Annotated in this window: 21 protein-coding genes; 10 read left to right on the top strand and 11 right to left on the bottom strand. The window is 61.5% G+C overall.

Annotated elements, in window-relative coordinates; translation table 11 throughout:
- Positions 1-130: 130 nt before the first annotated feature.
- The gene (locus ACMGF8_RS00560) at positions 131-907 is read left to right on the top strand and encodes a ferredoxin--NADP reductase (protein ID WP_416758364.1); all 777 of its coding nucleotides are present in this window, start codon (positions 131-133) and stop codon (positions 905-907) included.
- Positions 908-956: 49 nt separating this feature from the next.
- On the opposite strand, the gene mscL is transcribed toward ACMGF8_RS00560, so the two are convergent.
- Complete coding sequence (mscL, locus tag ACMGF8_RS00555) at positions 957-1,370, bottom strand: large-conductance mechanosensitive channel protein MscL (RefSeq protein ID WP_102865424.1); 414 nt, start codon at positions 1,368-1,370, stop codon at positions 957-959.
- A 287-nt stretch (positions 1,371-1,657) separates the two neighbouring features.
- Between mscL and katB the strand changes: the two genes are divergently transcribed.
- The 4 genes from katB (at position 1,658) to ACMGF8_RS00535 (ending at position 6,002) form a co-directional block, all read left to right on the top strand.
- A complete protein-coding gene (gene katB, locus ACMGF8_RS00550) occupies positions 1,658-3,199 on the top strand; it encodes a catalase KatB (RefSeq protein ID WP_207166584.1) in 1,542 nt (513 codons plus the stop codon).
- 67 nt (positions 3,200-3,266) lie between these two features.
- Positions 3,267-3,827: an ankyrin repeat domain-containing protein gene (locus tag ACMGF8_RS00545; RefSeq protein WP_207166583.1), complete on the top strand. Its 561-nt coding sequence runs from the start codon at positions 3,267-3,269 to the stop codon at positions 3,825-3,827.
- Between the two features lie 45 nt (positions 3,828-3,872).
- Positions 3,873-5,240, top strand: a complete 1,368-nt coding sequence (gene radA, locus ACMGF8_RS00540) for a DNA repair protein RadA (protein WP_025129215.1) — start codon at positions 3,873-3,875, stop codon at positions 5,238-5,240.
- Positions 5,241-5,273: 33 nt separating this feature from the next.
- Positions 5,274-6,002: a hypothetical protein gene (locus ACMGF8_RS00535; RefSeq protein WP_374704529.1), complete on the top strand. Its 729-nt coding sequence runs from the start codon at positions 5,274-5,276 to the stop codon at positions 6,000-6,002.
- Positions 6,003-6,018: 16 nt separating this feature from the next.
- On the opposite strand, the gene ACMGF8_RS00530 is transcribed toward ACMGF8_RS00535, so the two are convergent.
- Entirely contained in the window at positions 6,019-6,387 is a 369-nt protein-coding gene (locus ACMGF8_RS00530) for a PilZ domain-containing protein (protein ID WP_115580976.1), read from the bottom strand.
- 286 nt (positions 6,388-6,673) lie between these two features.
- On the opposite strand from ACMGF8_RS00530, the gene ACMGF8_RS00525 reads away from it, so the two are divergent.
- From ACMGF8_RS00525 to yjiA, 3 genes are all read left to right on the top strand, one after another.
- The gene (locus ACMGF8_RS00525) at positions 6,674-8,740 is read left to right on the top strand and encodes a carbon starvation CstA family protein (protein WP_102865428.1); all 2,067 of its coding nucleotides are present in this window, start codon (positions 6,674-6,676) and stop codon (positions 8,738-8,740) included.
- A 16-nt stretch (positions 8,741-8,756) separates the two neighbouring features.
- Entirely contained in the window at positions 8,757-8,954 is a 198-nt protein-coding gene (locus ACMGF8_RS00520) for a YbdD/YjiX family protein (RefSeq protein WP_007937254.1), read from the top strand.
- Positions 8,955-9,068: 114 nt separating this feature from the next.
- Positions 9,069-10,040, top strand: a complete 972-nt coding sequence (gene yjiA, locus ACMGF8_RS00515; protein WP_102865429.1) for a GTPase — start codon at positions 9,069-9,071, stop codon at positions 10,038-10,040.
- Positions 10,041-10,063: 23 nt separating this feature from the next.
- Here yjiA and ACMGF8_RS00510 read toward each other — a convergent pair whose 3' ends face one another.
- The 5 genes from ACMGF8_RS00510 to ACMGF8_RS00490 all read right to left on the bottom strand — a co-directional run bounded on the left by ACMGF8_RS00510 (position 10,064) and on the right by ACMGF8_RS00490 (position 18,564).
- A complete protein-coding gene (locus tag ACMGF8_RS00510; protein WP_102865430.1) occupies positions 10,064-10,771 on the bottom strand; it encodes a GntR family transcriptional regulator in 708 nt (235 codons plus the stop codon).
- A 37-nt stretch (positions 10,772-10,808) separates the two neighbouring features.
- On the bottom strand, positions 10,809-11,522 hold the full coding sequence (locus ACMGF8_RS00505) for a FadR/GntR family transcriptional regulator (protein WP_102865431.1): 714 nt from the start codon (positions 11,520-11,522) through the stop codon (positions 10,809-10,811).
- A gap of 79 nt (positions 11,523-11,601) precedes the next feature.
- Positions 11,602-12,915, bottom strand: a complete 1,314-nt coding sequence (locus ACMGF8_RS00500; RefSeq protein ID WP_102882270.1) for a C4-dicarboxylate transporter DctA — start codon at positions 12,913-12,915, stop codon at positions 11,602-11,604.
- 352 nt (positions 12,916-13,267) lie between these two features.
- On the bottom strand, positions 13,268-14,521 hold the full coding sequence (glyA, locus tag ACMGF8_RS00495; RefSeq protein ID WP_102865433.1) for a serine hydroxymethyltransferase: 1,254 nt from the start codon (positions 14,519-14,521) through the stop codon (positions 13,268-13,270).
- A 194-nt stretch (positions 14,522-14,715) separates the two neighbouring features.
- A complete protein-coding gene (locus ACMGF8_RS00490) occupies positions 14,716-18,564 on the bottom strand; it encodes an EAL and GGDEF domain-containing protein (protein WP_416758357.1) in 3,849 nt (1,282 codons plus the stop codon).
- Positions 18,565-18,846: 282 nt separating this feature from the next.
- Between ACMGF8_RS00490 and ettA the strand changes: the two genes are divergently transcribed.
- Entirely contained in the window at positions 18,847-20,511 is a 1,665-nt protein-coding gene (ettA, locus tag ACMGF8_RS00485; protein ID WP_092309880.1) for an energy-dependent translational throttle protein EttA, read from the top strand.
- Positions 20,512-20,834: 323 nt separating this feature from the next.
- A complete protein-coding gene (gdhA, locus tag ACMGF8_RS00480) occupies positions 20,835-22,172 on the top strand; it encodes an NADP-specific glutamate dehydrogenase (protein WP_102865435.1) in 1,338 nt (445 codons plus the stop codon).
- Positions 22,173-22,178: 6 nt separating this feature from the next.
- On the opposite strand, the gene ACMGF8_RS00475 is transcribed toward gdhA, so the two are convergent.
- The 4 genes from ACMGF8_RS00475 to ACMGF8_RS00460 form a co-directional block, all read right to left on the bottom strand.
- Positions 22,179-22,670, bottom strand: a complete 492-nt coding sequence (locus ACMGF8_RS00475; protein ID WP_102865436.1) for a GreA/GreB family elongation factor — start codon at positions 22,668-22,670, stop codon at positions 22,179-22,181.
- Between the two features lie 72 nt (positions 22,671-22,742).
- Positions 22,743-23,099, bottom strand: coding sequence for a hypothetical protein (locus ACMGF8_RS00470; RefSeq protein ID WP_250330521.1), 357 nt, complete (start codon positions 23,097-23,099; stop codon positions 22,743-22,745).
- Positions 23,100-23,198: 99 nt separating this feature from the next.
- The gene (locus ACMGF8_RS00465; RefSeq protein WP_102865438.1) at positions 23,199-25,052 is read right to left on the bottom strand and encodes a DUF4105 domain-containing protein; all 1,854 of its coding nucleotides are present in this window, start codon (positions 25,050-25,052) and stop codon (positions 23,199-23,201) included.
- Between the two features lie 92 nt (positions 25,053-25,144).
- On the bottom strand, positions 25,145-25,633 hold the full coding sequence (locus tag ACMGF8_RS00460; RefSeq protein ID WP_011063564.1) for a DUF3015 domain-containing protein: 489 nt from the start codon (positions 25,631-25,633) through the stop codon (positions 25,145-25,147).
- Between the last annotated feature and the right edge of the window lie 75 nt (positions 25,634-25,708).

Genomic DNA, 25,708 nt, shown 5'->3' with positions numbered 1-25,708 from the left:
CCGTTCGAAGCGGGGCTAAATGGTACGTTTTTTTGCCGGGGATTGCCCGCGCTCTATGCCACTACAAACCGCCGGTGTTTCTGTCCGGCGCTTTGCGGGACACTAGCGCATCGCTTTTGTGGAGCCCGTCATGACCGCCAGTGAAGAAAAGTACACTCGCCAGACCCTGCTCGAGATCCAGCCGCTGACCTCCAGCCTGTTCACCCTGCGCACCACCCGGGATGCGGGTTTTCGCTTTCGCGCCGGGCAGTTCGCTCGTATCGGGGTGACCAAGGCCGATGGCAGCACGGTGTGGCGCGCCTATTCCATGGTGTCGTCGCCGTTCGACGAGTTTCTCGAATTCTTCTCCATCGTGGTGCCCGGCGGCGAGTTCACCAGTGAGCTGAGCCGCCTGGAAGTGGGGGACAGCCTGCTGGTGGATCGTCAGGCCTTTGGCTATCTGACCCTGGATCGTTTCGTCGACGGTCGCGATCTCTGGTTGTTATCCACAGGCACCGGGATTGCGCCGTTCCTGTCGATCCTCCAGGACTTCGAGGTCTGGGAGAAATTCGAACGCATCATCCTGGTCTACAGCGTGCGCGAGGCCAGGGAGCTGGCCTATCAGCAGTTGCTTGCCGAGTTGCCGCAACGTGAGTACCTGGCCGAGTTCGCGCATAAGTTGCAGTTCATCAGCACCGTGACCCGCGAGCAGCACCCGGGCAGCCTCAATGGGCGCATCACCCAACTGATCGAGAACGGCGAGCTGGAACGCGCCGCTGGCGTGGAACTGACCCCCGAGCATTCCCGGGTGATGCTCTGCGGCAACCCACAGATGATTGACGACACCCGTGCGCTGCTCAAGCAGCGAGGGATGAACCTGAGCCTGAGTCGACGGCCGGGGCAGGTGGCGGTGGAGACTTACTGGTAACCAAAACGGCGCCTTGGGGGCGCCGTTTCTTCGAGTGCTGAAGCCTGTATCAGGGCTTGTTGTTCTGCGCCTTGAGCAGATCGCGGATCTCTCCCAGCAACTCTTCTTCCTTGGTCGGTACCGGTGGCAGGGTAGGGGCCACGGCTTCTTCGCGTTTCAGGCGGTTGATGACCTTGACGCCCATGAAGATGGCGAAGGCGATGATGAGGAAGTCGATGATGCTCTGGATGAACTTGCCATAGGCCAGAACCACCGCGGGTGTATCCCCTGCCGCCGCTTTCAGCGTGACTGCCAGGTCCCCGAAGTTCACCCCACCGACCAACACGCCGATGGGCGGCATGACCACGTCGCCGACAAAGGACGAGACGATCTTGCCGAACGCGGCGCCGATGATGATACCCACGGCCATATCGACCACGTTACCTTTGACCGCGAAGGCCTTGAACTCACTTAGCACGCCCATAGGTTATTCCTTGTTACAGATGAGGTTGGTTACGGCAGTGTAATTCAGCAAAAAGCATTTTGCCGACACAACTTTTAACAGCACGCGAGGTTATTGACCGATAAACAGGCAAAGAGTTTTTTCAAAGTGCCATCGGATCGCGCGCGATATACCCCGCATTTGACGAGATAACCAGAACATTCTGTCAATCGATGGGTTATGGCCTTTCTATTTATCTTTCAAATGTTTAGTCACTAGCCTCTAGCAGGCGCACCGAGATGCGCCTTATATAACTAGAGGAATTCAACATGACCGCTTCTCTTGGCCTTGGGAGTTTTTCCCAGCGACGCGTACTGGGCGTGCTTGCCGCCAGTCTGCTTTCCCTTTCCGTACAGGCCGCTACGCTGACCCGCGACAATGGCGCGGCAGTGGGCGATAACCAGAATTCACAGACCGCAGGCGCCACCGGCCCGGTGTTGCTGCAAGATGTGCAACTGATCCAGAAACTTCAGCGTTTTGATCGCGAGCGCATTCCAGAGCGCGTGGTACACGCCCGTGGCACCGGCGCCCACGGCACCTTCACCGTCACCGACAACCTCAGCGACCTGACCCGTGCCAAGGTGTTTGCCGCCGGCGAGGTGACTCCGGTATTCGTGCGTTTCTCGTCGGTGGTGCATGGCAACCACTCCCCGGAAACCTTGCGTGATCCACGGGGTTTCGCCACCAAGTTCTATACCGCAGAGGGAAACTGGGACCTGGTCGGCAACAACTTCCCGACCTTCTTCATTCGCGATGCCATCAAGTTCCCGGATATGGTGCACGCGTTCAAACCCGATCCGCGTACCAATCTGGATGATGACTCGCGACGTTTTGATTTCTTCTCTCATGTTCCCGAAGCCACTCGCACATTGACCGAGCTGTATTCCAACTCCGGAACTCCGGCCAGTTACCGGGAAATGGATGGTAATGGGGTGCACGCCTACAAGTTGATCAACGCCAAGGGTGAAGTGCACTACGTGAAGTTTCACTGGAAGAGTCTGCAAGGTCTGAAGAATCTCGATCCGAAACAGGTGGTCGAGGTACAAGGGCGTGATTACAGCCATATGACCCATGACTTGGTAACCCACATTAATAAAGGGGACTTTCCCAAGTGGGACTTGTATGTCCAGGTATTGAAACCCGAAGACTTGGCCAAGTTTGATTTCGATCCCCTGGACGCCACCAAGATCTGGCCGGATGTACCCGAGCGCAAAGTGGGACAGATGGTGTTGAACCGTAACCCCGCCAACGTCTTCCAAGAGACTGAGCAAGTGGCCATGGCCCCGTCCAACCTGGTACCGGGGATCGAGCCGTCGGAAGACCGCCTGCTGCAAGGCCGGGTGTTCTCCTACGCCGATACCCAGATGTACCGCATCGGCGCCAATGCTCTGCAACTGCCGATCAACGCACCGAAGAACCCGGTGAACAACGGCAACCAGGACGGCGCGATGAATCTGGGCCACACCAGCACGGGGGTCAACTACCAGCCGAGCCGCCTGATGCCCCGCGAAGAGCCGCAAACCGCGCGCTACAGCCAGCTGGCACTGTCGGGCAGCACCCAGCAGGCGAAGATCCAGCGCGAGCAGAACTTCAAGCAGGCCGGTGATCTGTACCGTTCCTTCAGCAAGAAGGAACGTCAGGACCTGATCGACAGCTTCGGCGGCTCCCTGGCCACCACCGATGACGAGAGCAAGCACATCATCCTGTCGTTCCTGTATAAGGCCGACCCGGAGTACGGCACCGGCGTGGCCCGTGTGGCCAAGGGCGACCTGACTCGGGTCAAGGCGCTGGCGGCCAAGCTGAGCGATTGATCGAGCGCGTTTCACTCCGTCACGCCCGCCTGGGCGTGACGACTTTTTCCGACAGAGGAGTCGCGCCATGCGTCTTTTTACAGCGCTGCTGTCAGCGGCCTGTTCGTTTGCCGCCTACGCGCAGCCGGCGGCCGAACCCGCGACCGCCGCCGACCCGGTGGCGGTCAAGGTGCAGCTGGAACACTACTATTTCGATGCCGCCCGCCGGGGCGATGTGGAAATGCTCGACACCTTTATCGAGGCTGGTTACTCCCTCGATACCCAGGATGAAAAGGGCTACACGGCATTGATCCTCGCCGCTTATCACGGCCAGGGTCCGGCAGTGGAGCGCCTGCTGGACGCCGGCGCCAATGCCTGTGCCCAGGACAAACGCGGCAACACGGCGTTGATGGGGGCGATCTTCAAGGGCGAGGTGCAGATCGCTCGGCGTTTGCTGGCGACCGATTGCAGTCCCGATCAGCGCAATGGCGCCGGGCAGACGGCGGCCATGTACGCCGGGTTGTTCAAGCGGGTCGAACTGTTGGACGCCTTGGCCGCCAAGGGCGCTGACCTGAATGCCGAAGACCCGCTGGGCAATAGTGCCACGCGTCTGGCCAGCGGGCAGATACGCACCACGGCGCCGCGCTGATCGGTTCCAGCTGAGCTATCATCGCGGTTTTTGCCGGGGGTTCAGATGGCCAAGGCCAAGCGCATGTACGGCTGCACCGAGTGCGGCTCCACCTTTCCCAAATGGGCCGGGCAATGTGGCGAGTGCGGGGCCTGGAACACCCTGACCGAGACCATGATCGAAAGCGGTGGTGCCGCGGCTCCCGCCGGGCGCACTGGCTGGGCCGGGCAACAGGCGCAGATCAAGACCCTGGCAGAAGTCAGCGTCGAGGAGATTCCACGTTTCTCCACCGCTTCCGGCGAACTCGACCGAGTGCTGGGCGGCGGCCTGGTGGACGGCTCGGTGGTGCTGATCGGTGGTGATCCGGGGATCGGCAAGTCGACCATCCTGCTGCAGACCCTGTGCAACATCGCCACGCGCATGCCGGCCTTGTACGTCACCGGCGAGGAGTCCCAGCAGCAGGTAGCGATGCGCGCCCGGCGGCTGGGCCTGCCCCAGGATCAGTTACGGGTGATGACCGAGACCTGCATCGAAACCATCATCGCCACCGCTCGGGTGGAAAAACCCAAGGTCATGGTGATCGACTCGATCCAGACCATCTTCACCGAACAGCTGCAATCGGCTCCCGGCGGCGTGTCCCAGGTGCGCGAGAGCGCTGCCTTGCTGGTGCGTTACGCCAAGCAGAGCGGCACGGCGATCTTCCTGGTGGGCCACGTGACCAAGGAAGGCGCCCTGGCCGGGCCGCGGGTGCTGGAGCACATGGTCGACACCGTGCTGTATTTCGAGGGCGAGTCCGACGGTCGCCTGCGGTTGCTGCGGGCGGTGAAGAACCGTTTTGGTGCAGTCAACGAGCTGGGTGTCTTCGGCATGACCGACCGCGGTCTGAAGGAGGTGTCCAACCCTTCGGCGATTTTCCTCACACGAGCTCAGGAAGAAGTGCCCGGCAGCGTGGTGATGGCCACCTGGGAAGGCACCCGGCCGATGCTGGTTGAAGTCCAGGCGCTGGTGGATGACAGCCACCTGGCCAATCCGCGCCGGGTCACCCTGGGCCTGGATCAGAACCGCCTGGCCATGCTGCTGGCGGTGCTGCACCGCCACGGCGGGATTCCGACCCATGACCAGGACGTGTTCCTCAACGTGGTGGGTGGGGTCAAGGTGCTGGAAACCGCCTCCGACCTGGCGTTGATGGCCGCCGTGATGTCGAGCTTGCGCAATCGTCCGCTGCCCCATGACTTGCTGGTGTTCGGTGAAGTCGGCCTGTCCGGTGAAGTGCGTCCGGTGCCCAGCGGCCAGGAGCGTTTGAAAGAGGCCGCCAAGCACGGCTTCAAACGGGCCATCGTGCCCAAGGGCAATGCGCCGAAAGAGTCGCCGCCGGGCTTGAAGATCATTGCCGTGACCCGCCTGGAACAGGCGTTGGATGCGCTCTTCGAATAAATCGAGCTGGGCTCTCATGGAAGGAAGCAGGTAATGGGCATGACAAAGTTGAAGGGCTGGTGGCTGGGCCTCAGCCTGCTGTGTGGCAGCGGCTTTGCCGTGGCGCAGCCGAGCGAGGTGCCCGAGGGCTATCGCGTGGCCCAGCAAGTGCTGGTGGGCGATGGTTCGCTGCTGGAGGTGCTGGAGGATGTGCGCATCACGCCGCAACTGCACGCCGACAGCTGGGGCAATGGCCTGGACGCCGACAGCTTTGCCCAGTCCGAGGACGATCACCCGACCACGCCCTTGGGCGCTCAGGTGCGCCTGGTTTCCGACAGCGGCGAGGTGCTGGCGCAGAAGCCCCTGGACTATCCCCTGGCCACGGTGGAAAAGGCGCCGCTCAACGGCCTGCCATCGCCGGCGTTTTTCCTCACTGTCGACCAGACCGCCCCCATGGGCAGCTACAGTGGTCCGGCCACGCAAGTGCTGATGCCGCAGCAGGGTCAGCTGGACTCGGTGCTCTATCTGGGGGAAGGAGGGGAAAGGCAGCCGCTGGTGTTCGCCCAGACTGGCAAGGCGGCGTGGCGGATCGTGCCGTCCCGGGAAGGGGGCACCGAAAGCATCCAGCAGGTGTCATCGGCGTCGACGATGGAGAACGAGGAGTTCATCACCACCTATCGCACCTTCCGTTATGTCGACGGCCAATGGACAGAATTGTCGCGGCAGCAAGCGGGTTACTGGGACATGGAAAGCGACTTTCCCGAACCCGCGCTGTTCCCCTGAACACGGGTGTTTTTGATCAAATACTGATCAGCGCACCCAGTTCCCGCTCCAACTCCTCGGGGTCCCCCAGGTTCAGCTCGATCAACCTCCTGAGGTGTTCGATGGACTCCAGGCCGATGTGCAGGCAGACGAAGCCCAACTGACCGTTATGGTCGTGGGCCAGTTGCACATCCATACGCACGTCGGCATCGAGGCCCAGGTGAACATCGGCTTCGAAGGGGCGGTTGGGATCTCCGAGCCAGGGATCGGGGCGTTCGATCAACAGTCCCTTGAGGGACAGGTCCAGCAGCCGCACCGGCCAGCGGTGGGTGCCTTGACTCAGTTCAGTCGTGGCATCGAAGGCGATGCGTTTGAAGCGTCGGCGTTCGGCGTGTTGCTCGCTCATGGGCTGGCCCTCTGCGTGGTGCACTGACTATAGACCCCGGTTTATGACTGTCGCTACAAAGCCATCGGACCGCAAAAAAAATGCAATGCCGCCGTGCTCGCGGCTTGCCGGACGAATGGGGCTGATTCAGGGTTTTGTGGCGGTGCGCCTTGCGCAGAAAAATGTCCCAAAAAATGCCGCTCATAAGATAAAAGAAGGCTCTAGACCAACGTGGGGGGTGGTCTTTGAGAACAGTAGCGCTACACTCGAAATGCTGTTTTTCTATCCCCCTGGCCGGAATAAAAAAATGAAAAATAATAATAGCCTGCTGCGCCATGTCCCTTGGCTGCTGCTGGCAATCGTAGGAGCGTGCGCCCTCGGCGTAGTTGCATTGCGTCGCGGCGAGGCGATCAACGCCTTGTGGATTGTGGTGGCCGCGGTGGCCATCTATCTGGTGGCGTACCGGTACTACAGTCTGTTCATTGCCAATAATGTGATGCAGCTGGACCCACGTCGGGCCACTCCCGCCGTGCTCAACAATGACGGTCTGGACTATGTGCCGACCAATAAACACATTCTCTTCGGTCACCACTTCGCGGCCATTGCCGGCGCCGGTCCCTTGGTGGGCCCGGTCCTGGCGGCGCAGATGGGCTACCTGCCCGGCACCCTGTGGCTGATCGCCGGGGTGGTCCTGGCCGGTGCGGTTCAGGACTTCATGGTGCTGTTCCTGTCCACCCGACGTAACGGCCGTTCCCTGGGCGACATGGTTCGTGAGGAAATGGGGCGTATTCCCGGCACCATTGCGCTGTTCGGCTGCTTCCTGATCATGATCATCATCCTCGCGGTGCTGGCGCTGATCGTGGTCAAGGCCCTGGCCGAGAGCCCGTGGGGCATCTTCACGGTGATGGCGACCATTCCGATCGCGGTGTTCATGGGCGTGTACATGCGCTACATCCGCCCGGGCCGCATCGGCGAGATTTCGTTGATCGGCGTCCTATTGCTGCTGGGTTCCATCTGGCTGGGGGGGCAGGTGGCCGCCGATCCGGTCTGGGGCAAGATGTTTACCTTCACCGGCATCCAGATCACCTGGATGCTGATCGGCTACGGTTTTGTCGCCGCGGTGCTGCCGGTGTGGCTGATCCTGGCGCCCCGTGACTATCTGTCGACCTTCCTCAAGATCGGTACCATCATCGCCCTGGCGATTGGCATCCTGATCACCATGCCCGAGCTGAAAATGCCGGCCCTGACCCAGTTCACCGATGGCACTGGCCCGGTATGGAAAGGCGGCCTGTTCCCGTTCCTGTTCATCACCATCGCTTGTGGCGCGGTGTCGGGCTTTCATGCGTTGATCTCCTCGGGGACCACGCCCAAGCTGCTGGATAACGAAGCCAATGCCCGCTACATCGGCTACGGCGGCATGCTCATGGAGTCCTTCGTGGCGATCATGGCCATGGTCGCGGCTTCGGTGATCGAGCCTGGCGTTTACTTCGCCATGAACAGCCCGGCGGCCATCGTCGGCGGTGATGTGGTGGCCGTGGCGCAGACTGTCAGCAGTTGGGGTTTTGTCATCAGCCCGGAACAACTGCAGGCGGTGGCCAAGGACATCGGTGAAAACACCATCCTGGCCCGTGCCGGTGGGGCACCGACCCTGGCGGTGGGTATCGCGCAGATCCTCCACCAAGTACTGCCGGGTGAGAACACCATGGCGTTCTGGTACCACTTCGCGATCCTGTTCGAAGCCCTGTTCATTCTGACCGCTGTGGATGCCGGTACCCGTGCCGGTCGTTTCATGCTCCAGGATTTGCTGGGGTCTTTCGTTCCAGCGCTCAAACGCACTGAATCCTGGACCGCCAACCTGATTGCTACCGCCGGTTGCGTGGCCCTGTGGGGCTACCTGCTGTACCAGGGCGTGATCGATCCGCTGGGTGGCATCAACACCTTGTGGCCGCTGTTCGGCATCTCCAACCAGATGCTGGCCGGTATTGCCCTGATGCTGGGCACCGTGGTCCTGATCAAGATGAAGCGCCAGCGCTACATCTGGGTCACCCTGCTGCCGGCTGTCTGGCTGCTGATCTGCACCACGACTGCGGGCTTCATCAAGCTGTTCGACGCCAACCCGGCGATCGGCTTCCTGTCGCTGGCGAAGAAATACAGCGATGCGATGGCCAATGGTCAGATCCTCGCTCCGGCCAAGGACATCACGCAGATGCAGCACGTGATCTTCAACGCCTACACCAACGCGACCCTGACTGCCTTGTTCCTGCTGGTGGTGTTCAGCATCCTGTTCTACGCGCTCAAGGTCGGTATCGCGGCTTGGGGCAGCAAGGAACGTACGGATAAAGAATCGCCCTACCAGGCTGTACCTGACGCGTAACCCGAGGATTGCAACCATGTTCAATGACCTGAGTCGCCTCGGTAAATACCTCGGTCAGGCCGCGCGCCTGATGGTCGGCATGCCCGACTACGACAACTACGTCGAGCATATGCAAACCAAGCACCCGGACAAGCCGGTGATGTCGTACGAGGCGTTCTTCCGAGAACGCCAGGAAGCGCGGTACGGCGGCAAGGGCGGTCCGAAGTGCTGTTGAAGTACAGCGTGTAAGCCACACCCATGTAGGAGCCGGCTGCTCGGCGATAGCGCTCTGATTGACGCCATCGTCGGCCAGCCGGCTCCTACGTTTTTATGCGTGGGAGATCCTGTTTTGCAAAATCCTATTCCCGTCACCGTGCTCAGCGGTTTCCTCGGCGCCGGCAAGACCACTTTGCTGCGTCATCTGCTCAAGGCCGAGCACGGTTTGAAGATCGCCGTGATCGAGAATGAGTTCAGTGATGCCGGTATCGACACCCAGCTGCTGGGGGACGAGCCGGTCCAGGTCATGACCCTGTCCAATGGCTGTGTCTGCTGCACCATCCACACCGACCTGACCAAGGCCCTGTATCTGCTGCTGGAGCGCCTGGACAGTGGCGAGATCGCCTTTGATCGACTGGTGATCGAGTGCACCGGATTGGCCGACCCGGCTCCGGTGGCGCAGACCTTTTTCATTGATGAAGAGTTGCGTGAGCGCTACATCCTCGACGGCATCATCACCCTGGTGGATGCCAAGCACGCCGAGTTCCACCTGACCCAGACCATCGCCCAGGCGCAGATCGGCTTTGCCGACCGGCTGCTGGTGAGCAAGCGCGACCTGGTGGATGAGCAGACCTTCGAGGCCCTCAGCCAGCGCCTGACGCGGATCAACCGCCGGGCGCCGATTCGCCTGGTGGAGCACGGCCGGATCGATCTGGCGGAACTGCTGGATGTGCGGGGCTTCAACTTGAATGCTGATCTGGGCGGCGGCATCAGCCTGCGTCCGGTGAGCCCGGCACCCTCGGTGGATCGGATTTCCAGCCTGGTGCTGCGCACTGAACAGGCCCTGGATCTGGATCGCCTCAGCGAGTTCATGAATGAGCTGCTGGAGGATCATGGCAAGCAATTGTTGCGTTACAAGGGCGTGCTGAACGTGATCGACGAGCCACGGCGCATGGTGTTCCAGGGCGTACTCAAGCTTTACGGCTTTGACTGGGATACCGAATGGGCTGAGGGCGAGGCGCGGGAGAGTGTGATGGTGTTCATTGCCGACGATCTGCCGGAAGAGAAGATCCGGCAGGGCTTCGAGAAAATGCTGGGGGGCTGAAGTCCTCGCTGGCCAGCCGACTCCTACAGGTCGGCGGGCGCTGTGCCTAGCAGGCGTTGTTCCAGGTGATCCAAGTGGCGGTTCATCAGGGCTTCGGCCTTTTCGACGTCAGCCGCCTGTAGCGCATCGATGATCGTCGCGTGCTCTTGCCAGGCGCAGCAGTGGCGGGCGCGGCCTTCAAACTGGGCGATGGCCAGGGAGGTCAGCGGCACCAGGCTGCCGAGAAACTGCGCCAGTGGGGCGTTGCCGGCCACTTCAGCCAGTTGCAGGTGGAACTCCCCGGACAGGCGGATGGCCGGGCCGCGTTGGTCGCGCTCAATGGCTTCACGTTCCCGGGCGATCAACTGTCGCAGGGACTGCAACTGGCGCCGGGGTTGCTGGCAGGCCAGGCGCACCAGGGTGATTTCCGTCAGGCGCCGGGCGTGCAGGATCTGCCGGGTCTGCTCCAGGTCAGGAGCCGCGACCTGGGGGCGGTAATTGGGCCGCAGGATCACCACTTGCTGGTGGGACAAGCGCGCCAGGACCTGGCGGATGATGCTGCGGCTGACGCCGAAGGCCTGCCCGAGGCTGTCTTCGGTGAAGCGGCTGCCGGGTGCGATGCGCTGTTCGAGAATGGCGTCGAAGATCTGTGGATAGACATCATCGACCAGCAGTTTTTTTTCGCCGCACTGACGCCGAGGCAGGCTGGCCACCAGGGTGAAGGGGTTGTTTTTCAGGGCGTAGCTGACCATGGCCTGTCTCCAGTCCAGTTGCTGACTCGGGGGTTGATTACAGGGCGTTGGAGCCCAGGTGATCGTCCGGAATATTCAGTTCGATGCCCATGCGCTGGCCTTCCTGGAGGATGTGCCGACGCATCTCGGCGCTGGCCAGGGCGCTGTTCTTGTTGCGGATCGCCCGCACCACGGCTTCATTTTCTTCCAGGCGTTCGGCCAGGTGCTCCGGCGAATTGCGCAGGATCTGCGCACTTTGCTTGAGGGCATTGCTGGTCTGTTGCACCACGTTCTGGAAGATCGGGTTGCTGGTCAGGGTGAACAGTTCCTCGTGGAAGGCGATGTAGGCATTGACCCCGGCTTCGCTGTCATTGGCCTCCAGGGCTTCGCGCATGTCCATGAGGGTCAGGCGCAGCTGGCCGACTTCCTTGCTGCTGATGGATTGCGCCACCAGCCCGACGATGAAGGGCTCCAGGGTGTAGCGCAGTTGCAGCACGTCCTCGAGGCTGGCGCCGGCCACGCTGCGCTCGGCACCTTGGGCTTCGCTCTGGGGCGCATCCAGCACCACCACGCCCTTGCCAGGCATGGAGCGCACCAGGCCCAGGGTTTCCAGGACGATCACCGCTTCGCGCAGGCTGGGGCGGCTGATGCCCAGTTGCTCGGCCAATTCACGTTGCCCGGGCAGCATGTCGCCGGAGCGCCACTGGCCTCGGGCAAGGGCCGCCCGGAGCTTTTCTACCACTGAATTCACAACCGTTGACGAGCTGATCACTGTTGACTCCATGAGCTATCGGTAGCGCGCTGTTGCCGCGCTGATTGTTGTGCCTGCCGTCGGCAGGCACAAGGTTGGATCAAAATTCCTGCTGGTGGGCACCGGCCACCGGTTTTCGCGCCTGGAAGGTATAGCCCTGTTGACCACTGAGCACCTTGTTGGCCCGTTGCACGTCGATGTCCTTTTCCCAGCGGGCGATGGCCACGGTGGCCACGCAGTTGCCGATCAGATTGGTCAGGGCGCGACCGATGCCCATGAACCAGTCCACGGCCAGCACCAGCACCAGGCCCACCACCGGAATTGCCGGGATCGCGGTCAGGGTCGCGGCCAGGATCACCAGGGCCGAACCGGGAATGCCATGGGCGCCCTTGGAGGTGATCAGCGACACCAGGAGGATGGTCAACAGGTCCGACATGGACAACGGCGTGCCGGTGGCATTGGCGATGAAGACGATGGCCAGGGTCAGGTAGATGGAGAAACCATCCAGGTTGAACGAGTAGCCGGTTGGAATCACCAGGCCCACGGTGGAGCTGCCAATGCCCAGGTGCTCCAGCTTGCGCATGATCTGCGGCAGGACGGCGTCGGAGGAGGCGGTGCCGAGAACGATCAGCAACTCTTCGCGCAGGTATTTGAGGAAGGGCAGCATGCGCAGGCCCGACAGGCGCATGACCAGGCCGAGGATCAGCGCGACGAAGGCGACGCAAGTCAGGTAGAACAGGCCCACCAGGCTGCCCAGGTGCTGCAGCGAATCCAGACCGTATTTGCTGGTGGTGAAGGCGATGGCGCCGAACACGCCGATGGGCGCCAGGCGCACGATCATGCCCATGATGCGGAAGATCACGTGGCTCAGTTCATTGATCAGCCGGGAGATGCCGGAGGCGGCTTCGCCCACCAGGTTCAGGGCACTGCCGAACAGCACCGAGAACAGCAGCACCTGGAGGATATTGTTCTCGGCAAAGGCGCCGATCACCGAGGTGGGGATCAGGTCCATGAGGAACTGGGTGGTGGTGTGCATGTGCTGGCCGCGTTGAGCGATATCGCCCATGTCGGCGGTGGACAGCTGCTCCAGGTGAATATTGGCGCCGCTGCCGATGCCGGTGCTGAAGGCCATGACCAGGCCGATCACCAGGGCGATGGTGGTGAGGATCTCGAAGTAGATCACTGATTTGAGGCCGATGCGGCCGACCTTCTTCAGGTCGCCGGCGCCGGAGATGCCGCTGACCACCACGCAGAACACGATCAGGCCGATGAGCATCTTGATCAGCTTGATGAAGCCGTCGCCCAGTGGTTTGAGTTGTGAGGAGTATTCGGGGAGGGTGAGGCCGCAGACGATGCCAAGCATCAGTCCGAGCACAACCTGGAGGAAAATCGAACGCGAGCACCATCTGAGCATGGGGAGGAATCCTGGTCGGTGTCCTGTCTGCCGTGTGCGGGGGGGCACAGCGGATGGAGGACTTAATTATTGTGGTCTTACCGGTATGTCCAGTGCAGGCGCAGTCTACGCTCGGGTTTTATGGGTTTACAAGAGGCTGAACGAAAATTGGCTTTACCGGTCTGACCAGTGGTTTTTCCTCCCCTGGCCACTGTAGCCGCTGCTGTAGGTTGCGATCGGCCGGGACGGCCGCCCGAGTATCTTGCGTTCGCAAGACCTCGCAGGCTCCTTTCAGCGCCTGGTGCGGCGGCCATCCAGGCACAAAAAAGCCCGGCGCTGGGCCGGGCTTTTTCTGTTGCGGTCTGCGGGCTGATTAAGCGCCGTATACCGGCAGCTTCTTGCAGATGGCCTTGACCTTCTCACGCACGGCGTCGATCACCGCTTCGTTGGACAGGTCCGCCAGGATGTCGCAGATCCAGCCGGCCAGTTCCTTGCACTCGGCTTCCTTGAAGCCACGGGTGGTCACAGCCGGAGTACCGAAGCGCAGGCCGGAGGTGACGAACGGGGAACGTGGGTCGTTAGGCACGGAGTTCTTGTTCACGGTGATGAACGCTTTGCCCAGAGCGGCGTCGGCGTCTTTACCGGAGATGTCCTGCTTGATCAGCGACAGCAGGAACAGGTGGTTCTTGGTACCACCGGAAACCACGTCGAAACCGCGTGCGATGAACACTTCGGCCATGGCTTGGGCGTTCTTCACCACTTGTTCCTGGTAGGCCTTGAACTCAGGCTGCAGCGCTTCCTTGAAGCAGATCGCTTTAGCGGCGATCACGTGCTCCAGCGGGCCACCCTGGGCGCCCGGGAATACTGCGGAGTTCAGCTTCTTCTCGATGTCGGCGTTGGCGCGAGCCAGGATCAGGCCGCCACGTGGACCGCGCAGGGTCTTGTGGGTGGTGGTGGTGACCACGTCGGCGAATGGTACTGGGTTCGGGTAGACGCCAGCGGCGACCAGACCGGCCACGTGGGCCATGTCGACGAACAGGTAGGCACCGACCTTGTCAGCGATTTCGCGGAAACGCGGGAAGTCGAGGATCTGCGAGTAGGCGGAGAAACCGGCCACGATCATTTTCGGCTTGTGCTCAAGGGCCAGGCGCTCGACTTCGTCGTAGTCGATCAGGCCGTTGGCGTCGATGCCGTACTGAACAGCGTTGTACAGCTTGCCGGAGGAGGAAACGGCAGCACCGTGGGTCAGGTGACCGCCGTGGGCCAGGCTCATGCCCAGGATGGTGTCGCCGCCTTGCAGCAGGGCCAGGTAGACCGCTGCGTTGGCTTGGGAGCCGGCGTGTGGCTGGACGTTGGCGTAGTCGGCGCCGAACAGCTCCTTGGCGCGATCAATGGCCAGTTGCTCAACCACGTCGACGTATTCGCAACCGCCGTAGTAGCGCTTGCCTGGGTAGCCTTCGGCGTATTTGTTGGTCAGTACCGAGCCTTGAGCTTCCATCACCGCTGGGCTGGTGTAGTTTTCCGAAGCGATCAGCTCAATGTGCTCTTCCTGACGCTGAGCTTCTTGCTCCATGGCGGCAAAGAGATCGGCGTCGTACTTGGCAATAGTCAAATCACGGCTGAACATGGCGGTCCTCAAGGATCGGGGGGCAGAAAGGGGAGGCATTCTAACCCAATGGGTTTTAGATGGCATATGAAAGGACATCATGTCGCAGACAAGTGGCCTTCACGTAGTACGTGATCTCTCGTAGGAGCTGGCTTGCCAGCGAAGAGGCCCCTGAATCGCCTTCGCCGGCAAGCCGGTTCCTACGTACGCGGGGGTTAGTCGAACATGAACAGCGCGTCGTTGCTGAACTGCGCTTCGAAGCGGTTGGCTGGCATCGGCCGGCCGAACAGGTAGCCCTGGACCTCGTCGCAGCCGTGTTCGCGCAGGAACTCCAGCTGCTCGTGGGTTTCCACGCCCTCGGCGATTACCGCCAGGTTCAGGCTGTGGGCCATGGCGATAATGGCGCGGGCGATCTGCGCATCCTGCTCGCCGGACGGCAGGCCGTCGACGAAGGTGCGGTCGATCTTCAGCACGTCGATGGGGAACTGCTTGAGGTAGTTCAGCGATGAATAGCCGGTGCCGAAGTCGTCCACCGCGATGCTCAGGCCCAGATTCTTCAGGCCGTCGAGAATCTGCATCGCCTCGCTGACTTCGCGCATCAGGATACTTTCGGTGAGCTCCAGCTCCAGGCACGCCGGCGGCAGGCCGGTGTCCTTGAGGATGGTGGCGATGCGCATGCCCAGCTGGCCGTCGGAGAACTGCCGCGCGGAAATGTTCACCGAGACCTTCGGCACCCGCACCTTGGCCTGGTGCCAGGACTTGAGCTGGCGGCAGGCTTCGCTGATTACCCAGTCGCCCACATCCACCACCAGGCCCAGTTCTTCCAGGACCGGAATGAAGTCGCCCGGCGGCACCAGCCCGCGGCGCGGATGACGCCAGCGCAGCAGCGCCTCGGCACCGGTCAGGCGTTTGCCGTCGCCGCTGAACTGCGGCTGGTAATAGAGCACGAACTCTTCCTGTTCCAGGGCGTGGCGCAGGTCGCTTTCCAGCTCCAGGCGCTCCAGGGCACTGGCGTTCATGTCGGCCTGGTAGAACTGGAAGTTGTTCTTGCCGCGCTCCTTGGCGTGGTACATCGCGGTGTCGGCGTTCTTCATCAGCTGGCTCAGTTCTTTGCCGTCCTGAGGGCTCAGGGCGATGCCGATACTGGCGGTGACGAAGAACTCCCGACCTTCGAGGACGAAGGGCTTGACCAGGCTGGCGAGGATCTTCTCGGCCACATTGATGGCCCGGTTCAGGGCAATCTCGCGGCTGGCGCGCGGTTGCAGGAGCAGGGTGAATTCGTCGCCACCCATGCGCGCCACGGTGTCGTCATCGTCGACGCAACCCAACAGGCGGGTGGCCATTTCCTTGAGCATGCGATCGCCCGCCGCGTGGCCCAGGGAGTCGTTGATCGGCTTGAAACGGTCCAGATCGAGGAACATCAGCACCACCCAGGACTTCTGCCGCTCCGCCGATTGCAGCGCGGTGTGCAGACGGTCCTGGAACAGGGTGCGGTTGGGCAGGTGGGTCAGGGCGTCGTAGTAGGCCAGGCGGTGAATCCGCTGTTCACTGGCCTTGCGCTCGCTGATGTCGCTGAAGAAGCACACGTAGCTGGCCAGGTCGCCTTCATCGTCGAGCACTGCAGTGATGCCGACCCAGGCCGGGTAGTGCTCGCCATTGCGGCGCTTGAGCCAGACTTCGCCTTCCCAGCTGCTGTGCTGGTGCAACTGCTTGAGCACATAACGCAGGTGGGCTTCCTGCTGGTCGTCGACGGTGAGCATGTTCGGCAACTGGTCAAGCACCTGGGACACCGCGTAGCCGCTGACCCGGCTGAAGGCTTCGTTGGCCTGGACGATGTAGCCGGCGGGGTCGGTGATCAGGATCGCCGAGGTCGAGTGCTCGAATACCGTGGCCGCCATGCGCAGGTCTTTTTCCGCCCGGCGTTGCTGGCTGATATCGCGGCCAACCCCGAGTACGCCCTCGAAGGCGCCGTGTTCGTCCCACACCAGGACCAGGCGCAGTTCGATGGGGATCTTGCGCCCATCGGCTCGCAGGCAGTCGAACAGGAACAGCTGGGTCTGCACCTGGCTGCGCAACTGCGCCAGTTGCTCGGGTTTGTCCAGGGCCTTGCTGACCCGGTCCATCAGGGTGTAGATGCCGGCCAGTTGCTGTGGGTTGGCGATGGTGGACTGCCAGCCATTCTGGAAGATCCACTCCACGTCGTAGCCGAGCACCGCATGCACCGAGGGGCTGACGTAGTTCAGCGACAGCTTGTTGTCAGTGGAGAAGATCACGTCGCTGATGCTTTCGGCGAGCATGCGGTAGCGCTGTTCGCTGTCACGCAGCGACTCGCTGGCCTCGATCTGGTCGGTGATGTCCTTGGCCACGCCGATGATTCGCGTCACCTGGTCGTAGCGATCCCGGGCCAGGGCCTGTTCGCGGATCTCGAAGCGTCGCCACTGGCCGCTGCGGTGGCGGAAGCGCAGTTGGCATTGCAGGAGCTGGGCGTAGGCCGAGTGGCGCTGTTCCTGGCGCAGGCGGTGATAGAGGTCGGCGTCTTCCGGGTGCAGGAGGATTTCCCAGAAGTATTCGCCCATCTGGTGCAGTTCGGTCTTGTTGTAGCCGAGGGTCTGGCCCAGGTGGTGGTTGCTGAAGATCATCCGCTGGCTGATCACGTCCTGCACATACAGGTGATCGGGCACGGTGCGCACCACGTCGGACCAGAAACCTTCGCGCTCCAGCAGCGACAGCTCGATCAGCTTGCGGCTGGTGATGTCGCTGATGCTGAGGATCACGGCGCTGTAATCCTCTGTCGCTTCCGGCAGGCGCAGTACCAGCCATAGATGCTGGTCATTGCCCTGGGCGTCGCTGAGCTTGATCTCCAGTTCCAACTGTTTCTGCTGGTTGACCACGGCTTCCAGTAACTGGCCGCCGATGGCGTTGCCGTTCTTCGGGCAGCCTTCGATCAGTAGTTGCCAGGCCTGGTCGCTGGATTCGACATTGAGCAGGCGCAGCGCCACCTGATTGACTTCGGTGATGCGCAATTCTTTCAGCAACTGGCGAGGGTGGTCCGGATGGCTGGTTTGCCAGCGCTTGAGCTGCTCGCTGTTGTGTAAATGGTGTTGGCCGAGCAGCTCCGGGAGCCCGGAGATATCCAGGACGCAGAGGGCGACCCCTGTGCCCTCGAAAATATCCTGATAGCGTCGCCGGCCCTCGTGGAGCTGGCGTTGGCGCCGACGCATGTTGAGCAGGGCAATTACCGGCAGCAGGGAGAACGCCAGGCCCAGCAGGCACTTGCCGATAAAGGCCGGCAGCAGTTCCTCGATCACCGCCCGTTGGTCGAACAGCCCGCGCAGTTGCCAGTCGCTATTGTTCAAAGGCACCAGCAGCACACTGCTGGCCATCTCGTCGGGGGCCAGCATGCCTGGGGTCGGGGCGCTGCGTTCATCGCGCTTGATCACCTGTCGGCTCAGGCGATTCTCGATCACCCAAGTCGGCTTGAAACCTTCCTCGCTTTGCCGCACCAGGGTCTGCAGGAAACTGGGGGACATGCGCAGTACCCAGAAACTGCGAGTCGAGCCACTGGCCTGGTGCAGCAAGACATGCACCACTGAACCGTCGGCAGGATTGCTGTAGTAATAGCGCTGGGAACGGCTGCGCTGGACCAGTTCGGCGAGCCAGAGAGCATCCTGGCTGTCGGTGGCGCTGTCGCTGAGGATCTGCCCCTGGCTGTCCAGCAGGGCGAAACTGCGAACGTCCGGCAGGGAGCGCTGGAGCTTTTGCAGCAGTTGCTGTTGTTGCTGGCTGTCTTGGGGGGCTTCGACGGTCGGTAGCAGATTGAGGGCGATCTGGGCATTGAGCGCCAGGTTCAGGCTCAGGTGGTCGGCCAGATCGGCGCTGTAGTCGATGGCGTGCTGGCGCTGGTCCTTGCGGGTTTGCTGCAGTTGATCGAGCAGTTGCCAGAACAACAGGGCCAGGAGCAATAGCACCAGCGTCGCCAGTGCGCCTTTGAGTGTGCCCCGCAAAGGAAGGGCCGACGCGGAGGCTTTAGCGCGCGCGGGCTGTGGCGAAATGACGTTGGACAAGCTGTGATCCTGCGGTTTGGCTGGGCTGGCGCGACGTGCACTATAAGCCGGACGCCCGAAGGGCGGCTAGCATGCCTTGAGTTGTGGCAAAGTGCCAGTCCCGCTTGGCTGGACCTGGATCGTGCATTGAGGTAGTTTTGCCGGTTACGCGGGAGCGTTCCAGCTCCAAACAATCAGGCTTTTTCCGCCCGTCGGTATTGATCATGGTCAATGCCGGTGCCGCGCATGGCCTGGCCCGGGCCCGGCCCGTTCTATTCATCTGTCACTGACGCTAGGTTCACCATGGCTCAATACGTCTTCACCATGCATCGGCTGGGCAAAGTTGTTCCGCCGAAGCGGGAAATCCTGAAAAACATCTCCCTGTCTTTTTTCCCCGGCGCCAAGATCGGCGTACTGGGCCTCAACGGTTCGGGTAAGTCCACGCTGCTGAAAATCATGGCCGGCGTCGATACCGAGTTCGAAGGTGAAGCCCGTCCGATGCCGGACCTGAACATCGGCTACCTGCCTCAGGAACCACAACTGGATCCAACCAAGACTGTGCGTGAAGTGGTCGAGGAGGCGGTGAGCGTGATCAAGGACGCCCAGGCACGCCTGGACGAAGTCTACGCCGCCTACGCCGAGCCGGATGCCGATTTCGACAAGCTGGCCGCCGAGCAGGCCAAGCTGGAAGCCATCCTGCAAGCCAGCGACGGTCATAACCTGGAGCGTCAGCTGGAAGTGGCCGCCGACGCCCTGCGCCTGCCGGCCTGGGACGCCAAGGTCGAGCACCTGTCCGGTGGTGAAAAGCGTCGTGTGGCCCTGTGCCGCCTGCTGCTGTCCGCCCCCGACATGCTGCTGCTCGATGAGCCAACCAACCACCTGGATGCCGATTCCGTGGCCTGGCTGGAACACTTCCTCCACGACTTCCCAGGCACCGTGGTCGCGATTACGCACGACCGTTACTTCCTGGACAACGTCGCCGGTTGGATTCTCGAACTCGACCGCGGCGCCGGTATTCCTTACGAGGGCAACTATTCGGGTTGGCTGGAAGCCAAGTCCGCGCGTCTGGCCCAGGAATCCAAGCAGCAGTCGGCCCATGAAAAGGCCATGAAGGAAGAGCTGGAGTGGGTGCGCAAAGGCGCCAAGGCTCGCCAGTCGAAATCCAAGGCTCGTCTGCAACGCTTCGAGGAAATGCAGTCCCAGGAATTCCAGAAGCGCAGCGAAACCAACGAGATCTATATCCCGGCCGGTCCGCGCCTGGGTGACAAGGTCATCGAGTTCAAGAACGTCACCAAGGGCTACGGCGATCGCGTGCTGATCGACAACCTGTCGTTCTCCATGCCCAAAGGCGCCATTGTCGGCGTGATCGGTGGTAACGGTGCCGGTAAATCGACCCTGTTCCGCATGCTCATGGGCAAGGAAACCCCGGATTCGGGCAGCATCGAGATCGGTGAAACCGTGCAGCTTGCCTGTGTGGATCAGAGCCGTGAGGACCTGGACGGCAGCAAGACCGTGTTCCAGCAGATTTCCGACGGTTCCGACCAGATCCGCATTGGTAACTACGAGATCCCGTCGCGTACCTACGTCGGTCGCTTCAACTTCAAGGGTGGCGACCAGCAGAAGTTCGTCAAGGACCTGTCCGGTGGTGAGCGTGGCCGTCTGCACCTGGCCCTGACCCTGAAAGAGGGCGGCAACGTCCTGCTGCTCGACGAACCGTCCAACGACCTCGACGTCGAAACCTTGCGTTCCCTGGAAGAAGCCCTGCTGGACTTCCCGGGCGCCGCCATCGTGATTTCCCACGATCGGTGGTTCCTGGACCGGGTGGCCACTCACATCCTGGCGTACGAAGACGATTCGCAAGCGGTGTTCTTCGAAGGCAACTACACCGAGTACGAAGCCGATCGCAAGAAGCGCCTGGGCGAAGCCGCAGCGCAACCGCACCGTGTGCGGCACAAGAAGCTGGCCTGATCGGCTCGCTGCTTGAAAAAAAACGGAGCCTTCGGGCTCCGTTTTTTTTGTTCGCCGGTAAGCCGGCGCCTAGAAAAATACTGCCGATGCAGTAGGCGTCGGCTGACCGGCGAAGGGTTTTGTGCGGCTCCCCAAAAACGTGCAGGCCATGCAATTTGTGCCACCAAATCCGTGCACAAAATCCCTGGAAATCGTCGTCATTTATATCTAATGCACCATTTAAATTCATATCTGCGACATTTTGCGCTGTCGCGGTGCGAGTTGAATTGATAAAGTCCCGGGCAAATCTCCCCTTAACGACAATAAATTTGCCGAGACTTCCCATGATCGAATCCGTCGAAGATTTCCTCGCCCGCCTGAAAAAGCGCGATCCGGACCAACCTGAGTTTCATCAGGCGGTGGAAGAGGTCCTGCGCAGCCTCTGGCCATTTCTCGAGGCCAATCCGCACTATCTGAGCTCCGGTATTCTCGAGCGAATCTGCGAACCGGAACGCACTGTGGTGTTTCGCGTGTCCTGGGTCGACGATCAGGGCAAGGTCCGGGTCAATCGCGGTTTCCGCATCCAGATGAACAGCGCCATCGGTCCCTACAAGGGCGGCTTGCGCTTCCATCCGTCGGTCAACATGGGGGTGCTGAAATTCCTCGCCTTCGAGCAGACCTTCAAGAACTCCCTGACGTCCCTGCCCATGGGCGGCGGCAAGGGTGGCTCCGACTTCAATCCCAAAGGCAAGAGCGATGCTGAAGTGATGCGCTTCTGCCAAGCCTTCATGACCGAGCTGTACCGGCATATCGGTGCCGATGTGGACGTGCCGGCGGGAGACATTGGTGTGGGGGCCCGGGAAATCGGTTTCCTCTTCGGTCAGTACAAGCGCTTGAGCAACCAGTTCACTTCAGTTTTTACGGGCAAGGGCATCAGCTACGGCGGCAGTCTTATCCGCCCGGAGGCCACAGGTTTCGGTTGCGTGTACTTCGCCGAGGAGATGCTCAAGCGTCGTGGCGACCGGGTCGAGGGCAAGCGCGTGGCGATCTCAGGTTCCGGCAACGTGGCGCAATATGCCGCGCGCAAGGTGATGGACCTGGGGGGCAAGGTGATTTCCCTGTCCGACTCCGAGGGCACCTTGTATTGCGAATCGGGCTTGAGCGAAGACCAATGGCTGGCGGTGCTGGAGCTGAAGAACGTCACCCGCGGGCGGATCAGCGAGCTGGCAAGCCGCTTCGGCCTGGAGTTCCGGGCCGCTAAGACGCCATGGGACCTGGCCTGCGACATCGCCCTGCCGTGCGCCACACAGAACGAACTGGATGCCGATGCTGCCCGCAGCTTGCTGCGCAACGGCTGCACCTGTGTTGCCGAAGGCGCCAACATGCCCACCACCCTGGAGGCTGTGGATATCTTTATCGACGCCGGCATTCTGTTTGCGCCGGGCAAGGCATCCAATGCCGGCGGAGTGGCGGTGAGCGGGCTGGAGATGTCGCAGAACGCCATGCGCCTGCTCTGGACTGCCGGTGAAGTGGACAGCAAGCTGCACGCCATCATGCAGTCGATCCACCATGCTTGCGTGCATTACGGCGAAGAGAACGGTCGGATCAACTACGTCAAAGGGGCGAACATCGCCGGCTTCGTCAAGGTTGCCGATGCCATGCTGGCCCAGGGCGTGGTCTGAGCCGTCTCAGGCCAGTTCGATTCGGATGATTTCGATCAACTGATCCCCAGCCGGCCGTTGCCACAGGACTTCGTCACCGGGTTGCGCCCCCATCAGGGCACGGCCCAGGGGCGAGGCCCAATTGATCAGGCCTCTGGCGGCATCGGCTTGATCTTCACCAACCAGCTGCACACTCTGTTGCTGATCCTGTTCATCGGCGAAGGTCACCCGGTTGCCGATCTGCACCTTGTCGCAGGTGCTCGCATTGACCACCTGGGCGCTGTGCAGGCGTGACGAGAAATAGCGCAGGTCCCGTTCCAGTTCCGCCACCTGCTGCTGGTCTGCGGCGTCCCCCAAGTCGGTTTGTGCCGAGTGCTGGCTGTGCAGTTCTGCCACCTTGGCCTGCAACTCGGCAAAACCCAGGGGCGTGACGTAGTTGGGCAGGGTGCTGATCTGACGTTCCACGGGTTGCTCGACCTGGGCTGCGGCCAGATCTTCATTGACGAAAGCGCGGCTCATGGTTGTTCTCCTTAAAGGGAGCGATGGACCATGGTTGCAGGCTTTTGACCCGGGCGGTTAGCTGAAAACGACTTACTGCGAGCGATAGGCCCGAGCCGCGTCACGGTCCTTCTCCTGCTGCCAGGCACGTTCCCGTTCGTTCCAGTGACGTTCCCGGTACTCATTGCGGTCCTGGTTCTCCAGCATGCCCTGGCACTGGCGGAAACCATCGTTCCAGCCCTCGGCATACTGCGGGTCCTTGAGGTAGCGCGGAACGTCCTTGCGATACTCACCGCTGATCGATCCTGCCGCCTGACGGCCGCTGACGCAGCCAGCGTCGAAGCCGTCGACAAAGGCCGGCGGATAGCCTTGCTTGAGCAAATACTCGTGGTTCGACTCACAACCACCGATCAGTGCCAGTGCCAGCACTGCCCAACCATAACGCCACATCGAGTCACTCCCAGGCTTCACCTGAGTGAAGTCTAGAAGGGCGATTGTCGGCGACGCGTGAAAACCTTGTCGCTGGCAACTTGAGGCTTGCAGCTGTTCTTAATAGTGATACCACTTGAGTTCGAGCATGACTTCGTTGACCGGGCTAGCCAATTGGCTGAACTCGCGCTGCGCGCTCAGGCGCAGGCCCAGGTTGCGGGACAGTTCCCATTGCTGGTTGAGGCTCAGGCTGCGGCGGACTTCGCCGTTGGTGAAGTAATCGCCCTTGGCTTCGAGGCTGAAGTTGCCCAGTGGGTTCTTCCACAGCAGCCCGGAGTTGAAGCCTGCCGCCGGGGCGATGAACCCGGCGAAGTCGGCGTTGTGTTCTACCCGCACTGTGCCCAGGACAAAACCCAGGGTGTCCTCGCCCAACTGCCAGGTACCGCCGGCGCCGCCGTTGACGTGGCTGACCAGGGTTTCATCGTCGTGCTTGCCAGGCACCCGCTCCAGGCCGCCAGTGACTTGCCAGGACCAGGGTTGCAGCAGTTCGTTGCGTGGAGTCAGGGAGCGGATGGTCGCCAGGTCCAGTTGTTGCAACTGCCAGCGGTTGCCTTCGTACTGGCGCAGTTTCATCTGCAGGATTTCGATCTGCGCCCCCAATGGGAAACCCTCGGCGTTGTCATTGAGGTCGTGGTAGGCCATGCGCAGGCCGTATTCGGCAAAGGCCTTGTCGTCCCGGGTTCCGAGCCCCAGTTGCCAGGTACGGGACTGGTGACCATCTTCCGGCAGGCCAGGGCGTTCGATCTGTAGTTCCGGCGCGGGGTTCTGGTTGATCGCCCGCAACAGTTCGAAGCTGCGCTGGGAGCGCTCGGTATCGCGCTCCAGCCCGTTGGCCCGGTAACGCTCAAGACGGTAGGCAGCGTCGACGATCAAGGCCTGGCGAGCCCGCGGCAGGGCCTTGAACTCGGCGCCCTGCAGTTGTTTCTGATCGGCGCTGACCTTGAGTACCCATTGCTGTTCGTCGTGGCTCAGGGGCTGGGCTCGGCTGAGCAGCTCCCGCTCCCGGGACGGGCGATAGTCGATGCGCTCCACCAGCCCGGCGTCCTTGACCGCCTTCACCGTGTCGGTGGGAATGGCGGTCAAGGGGAATTGTCCGGTCAGGCGCAGGCTGGGCCTGGCGACTTGTAGCAACTCCAGCAGGCGGTAGGAGCAGTTCTCGTCGAAGAAGAAGTAGTCGAACTTGATCTGCTTGAGCTCCCAGACGTGCTCTACCATGCGTTCGGTTTCAACTGGCGTCAGGTTCAGGCGGTACTCCCACAGGTCGCGGTTTTCCAGGCTGCGGTACTCCGAAAGCTTCTCCTGGTAGGGCACCAGGGCGAACAGTCCGGGGTAGCCGCCCATCAGGCCTTTCCACGCGTAGAGGATGCTGTTGTCCGAACCTTCGATATAGGCACCGAAGTTGATCGCGTAGCTGAGCAGGGCCGTGTTGTTGCTTTGTACGTCGGCCTGGTCGATGCGTAGCAGGGTATGGCCGAACATCGAGGAGGGGCTGTTGAGGTAGGCCGCGGGGAAAATCATCACGGTGCTGTGGGGCGAGACATCCTTGAACCATTGTTTGAATTCGGTGCACTCGACCTGGGGCAAGTCATTCAGCCCCAGTTGTGCCTTGAGCCAGCGGGTGCGGGACGGATAGACGCACTGCGCATGCCGGTCACCGGCGTCGGGGGCAGCGTAGAGGGCGTTCAGCGTCGCGCTCAGCTCGGCGTCGGGATGGTGGGCGCCATCGGTTGCGAGGAAGAACTTCGGATCACTGACATAACTGCGCCAGCCGCCCAGCTTGGCGGTTTCATAGTGTCCGATGGAAATCCAGAACGGGTCATTGGCCAGTTGCTGCAAACGTTGGGGATCGATGTGGGGCGCGGCATACAGCGGGGCGCAGACAAAGAGCGCCAGGTAGGCAAGGCGTTTGAGCATGGTGGGCAACTTAAGTCGGAAATACAAAGACCCAAGATGGGCAAGGTCAAGAAAACAAAACCCGCTCCCCGGGGGGAGCGGGCGGGTCGAGCTTAAGCTGGAGTGGCGTATTTCGCCAGGCGCGCATCGTTCTTCAACACGGCCAGGGTATTGGTGTGCACATCTTCCGCGGTCACGTCAGCCTTGCTGAAGATCTGTTGGAAGTGTTCGTGGGTGACCGCAGCAAAGTGCGCACGGTCTTCAGGGGCGACACCGAGTACCACGGCGTAGGTGGTCAAGGCTTCGCCTTGGCCCTTGGCCATGTCTTCGGAGAGCTCGTTCATCATGCCGTTCATGGCGAACCAGGATTTACCACCGTAAGTCAGTGATGCATTGGTGGAGCAGCCGTTGGTGCCGGAAGTCATGCCGAAGGTCGCGTTACCGGAGGTGCCGTTGGTGGTGGAAGCCAGGAAGTGCGCTGGAGTACCACGCTGACCTTCGAACAGCATGTTGCCCCAGCCGCAATCCGGACCACCTGGCGCCTGAGCCATGGCGTTGAGGGATACAGCGGTGAAAAGAGTACCGAGAAGAATCCGTTTCATAGCGTTGTTCTCTTTGTGTGCATACCAATGGACAGGGAGACTGGCGCTGATTGGCGCCAGTGGGCCGGTTATCTA

The sequence above is a fragment of the Pseudomonas sp. BNK-7 genome (assembly GCF_048072025.1).
Lineage (GTDB): Bacteria > Pseudomonadota > Gammaproteobacteria > Pseudomonadales > Pseudomonadaceae > Aquipseudomonas > Aquipseudomonas danubii.
The sequence above is the reverse complement of the archived record's forward strand: the minus strand, read 5'-3'. Positions and strand labels throughout refer to the sequence as shown.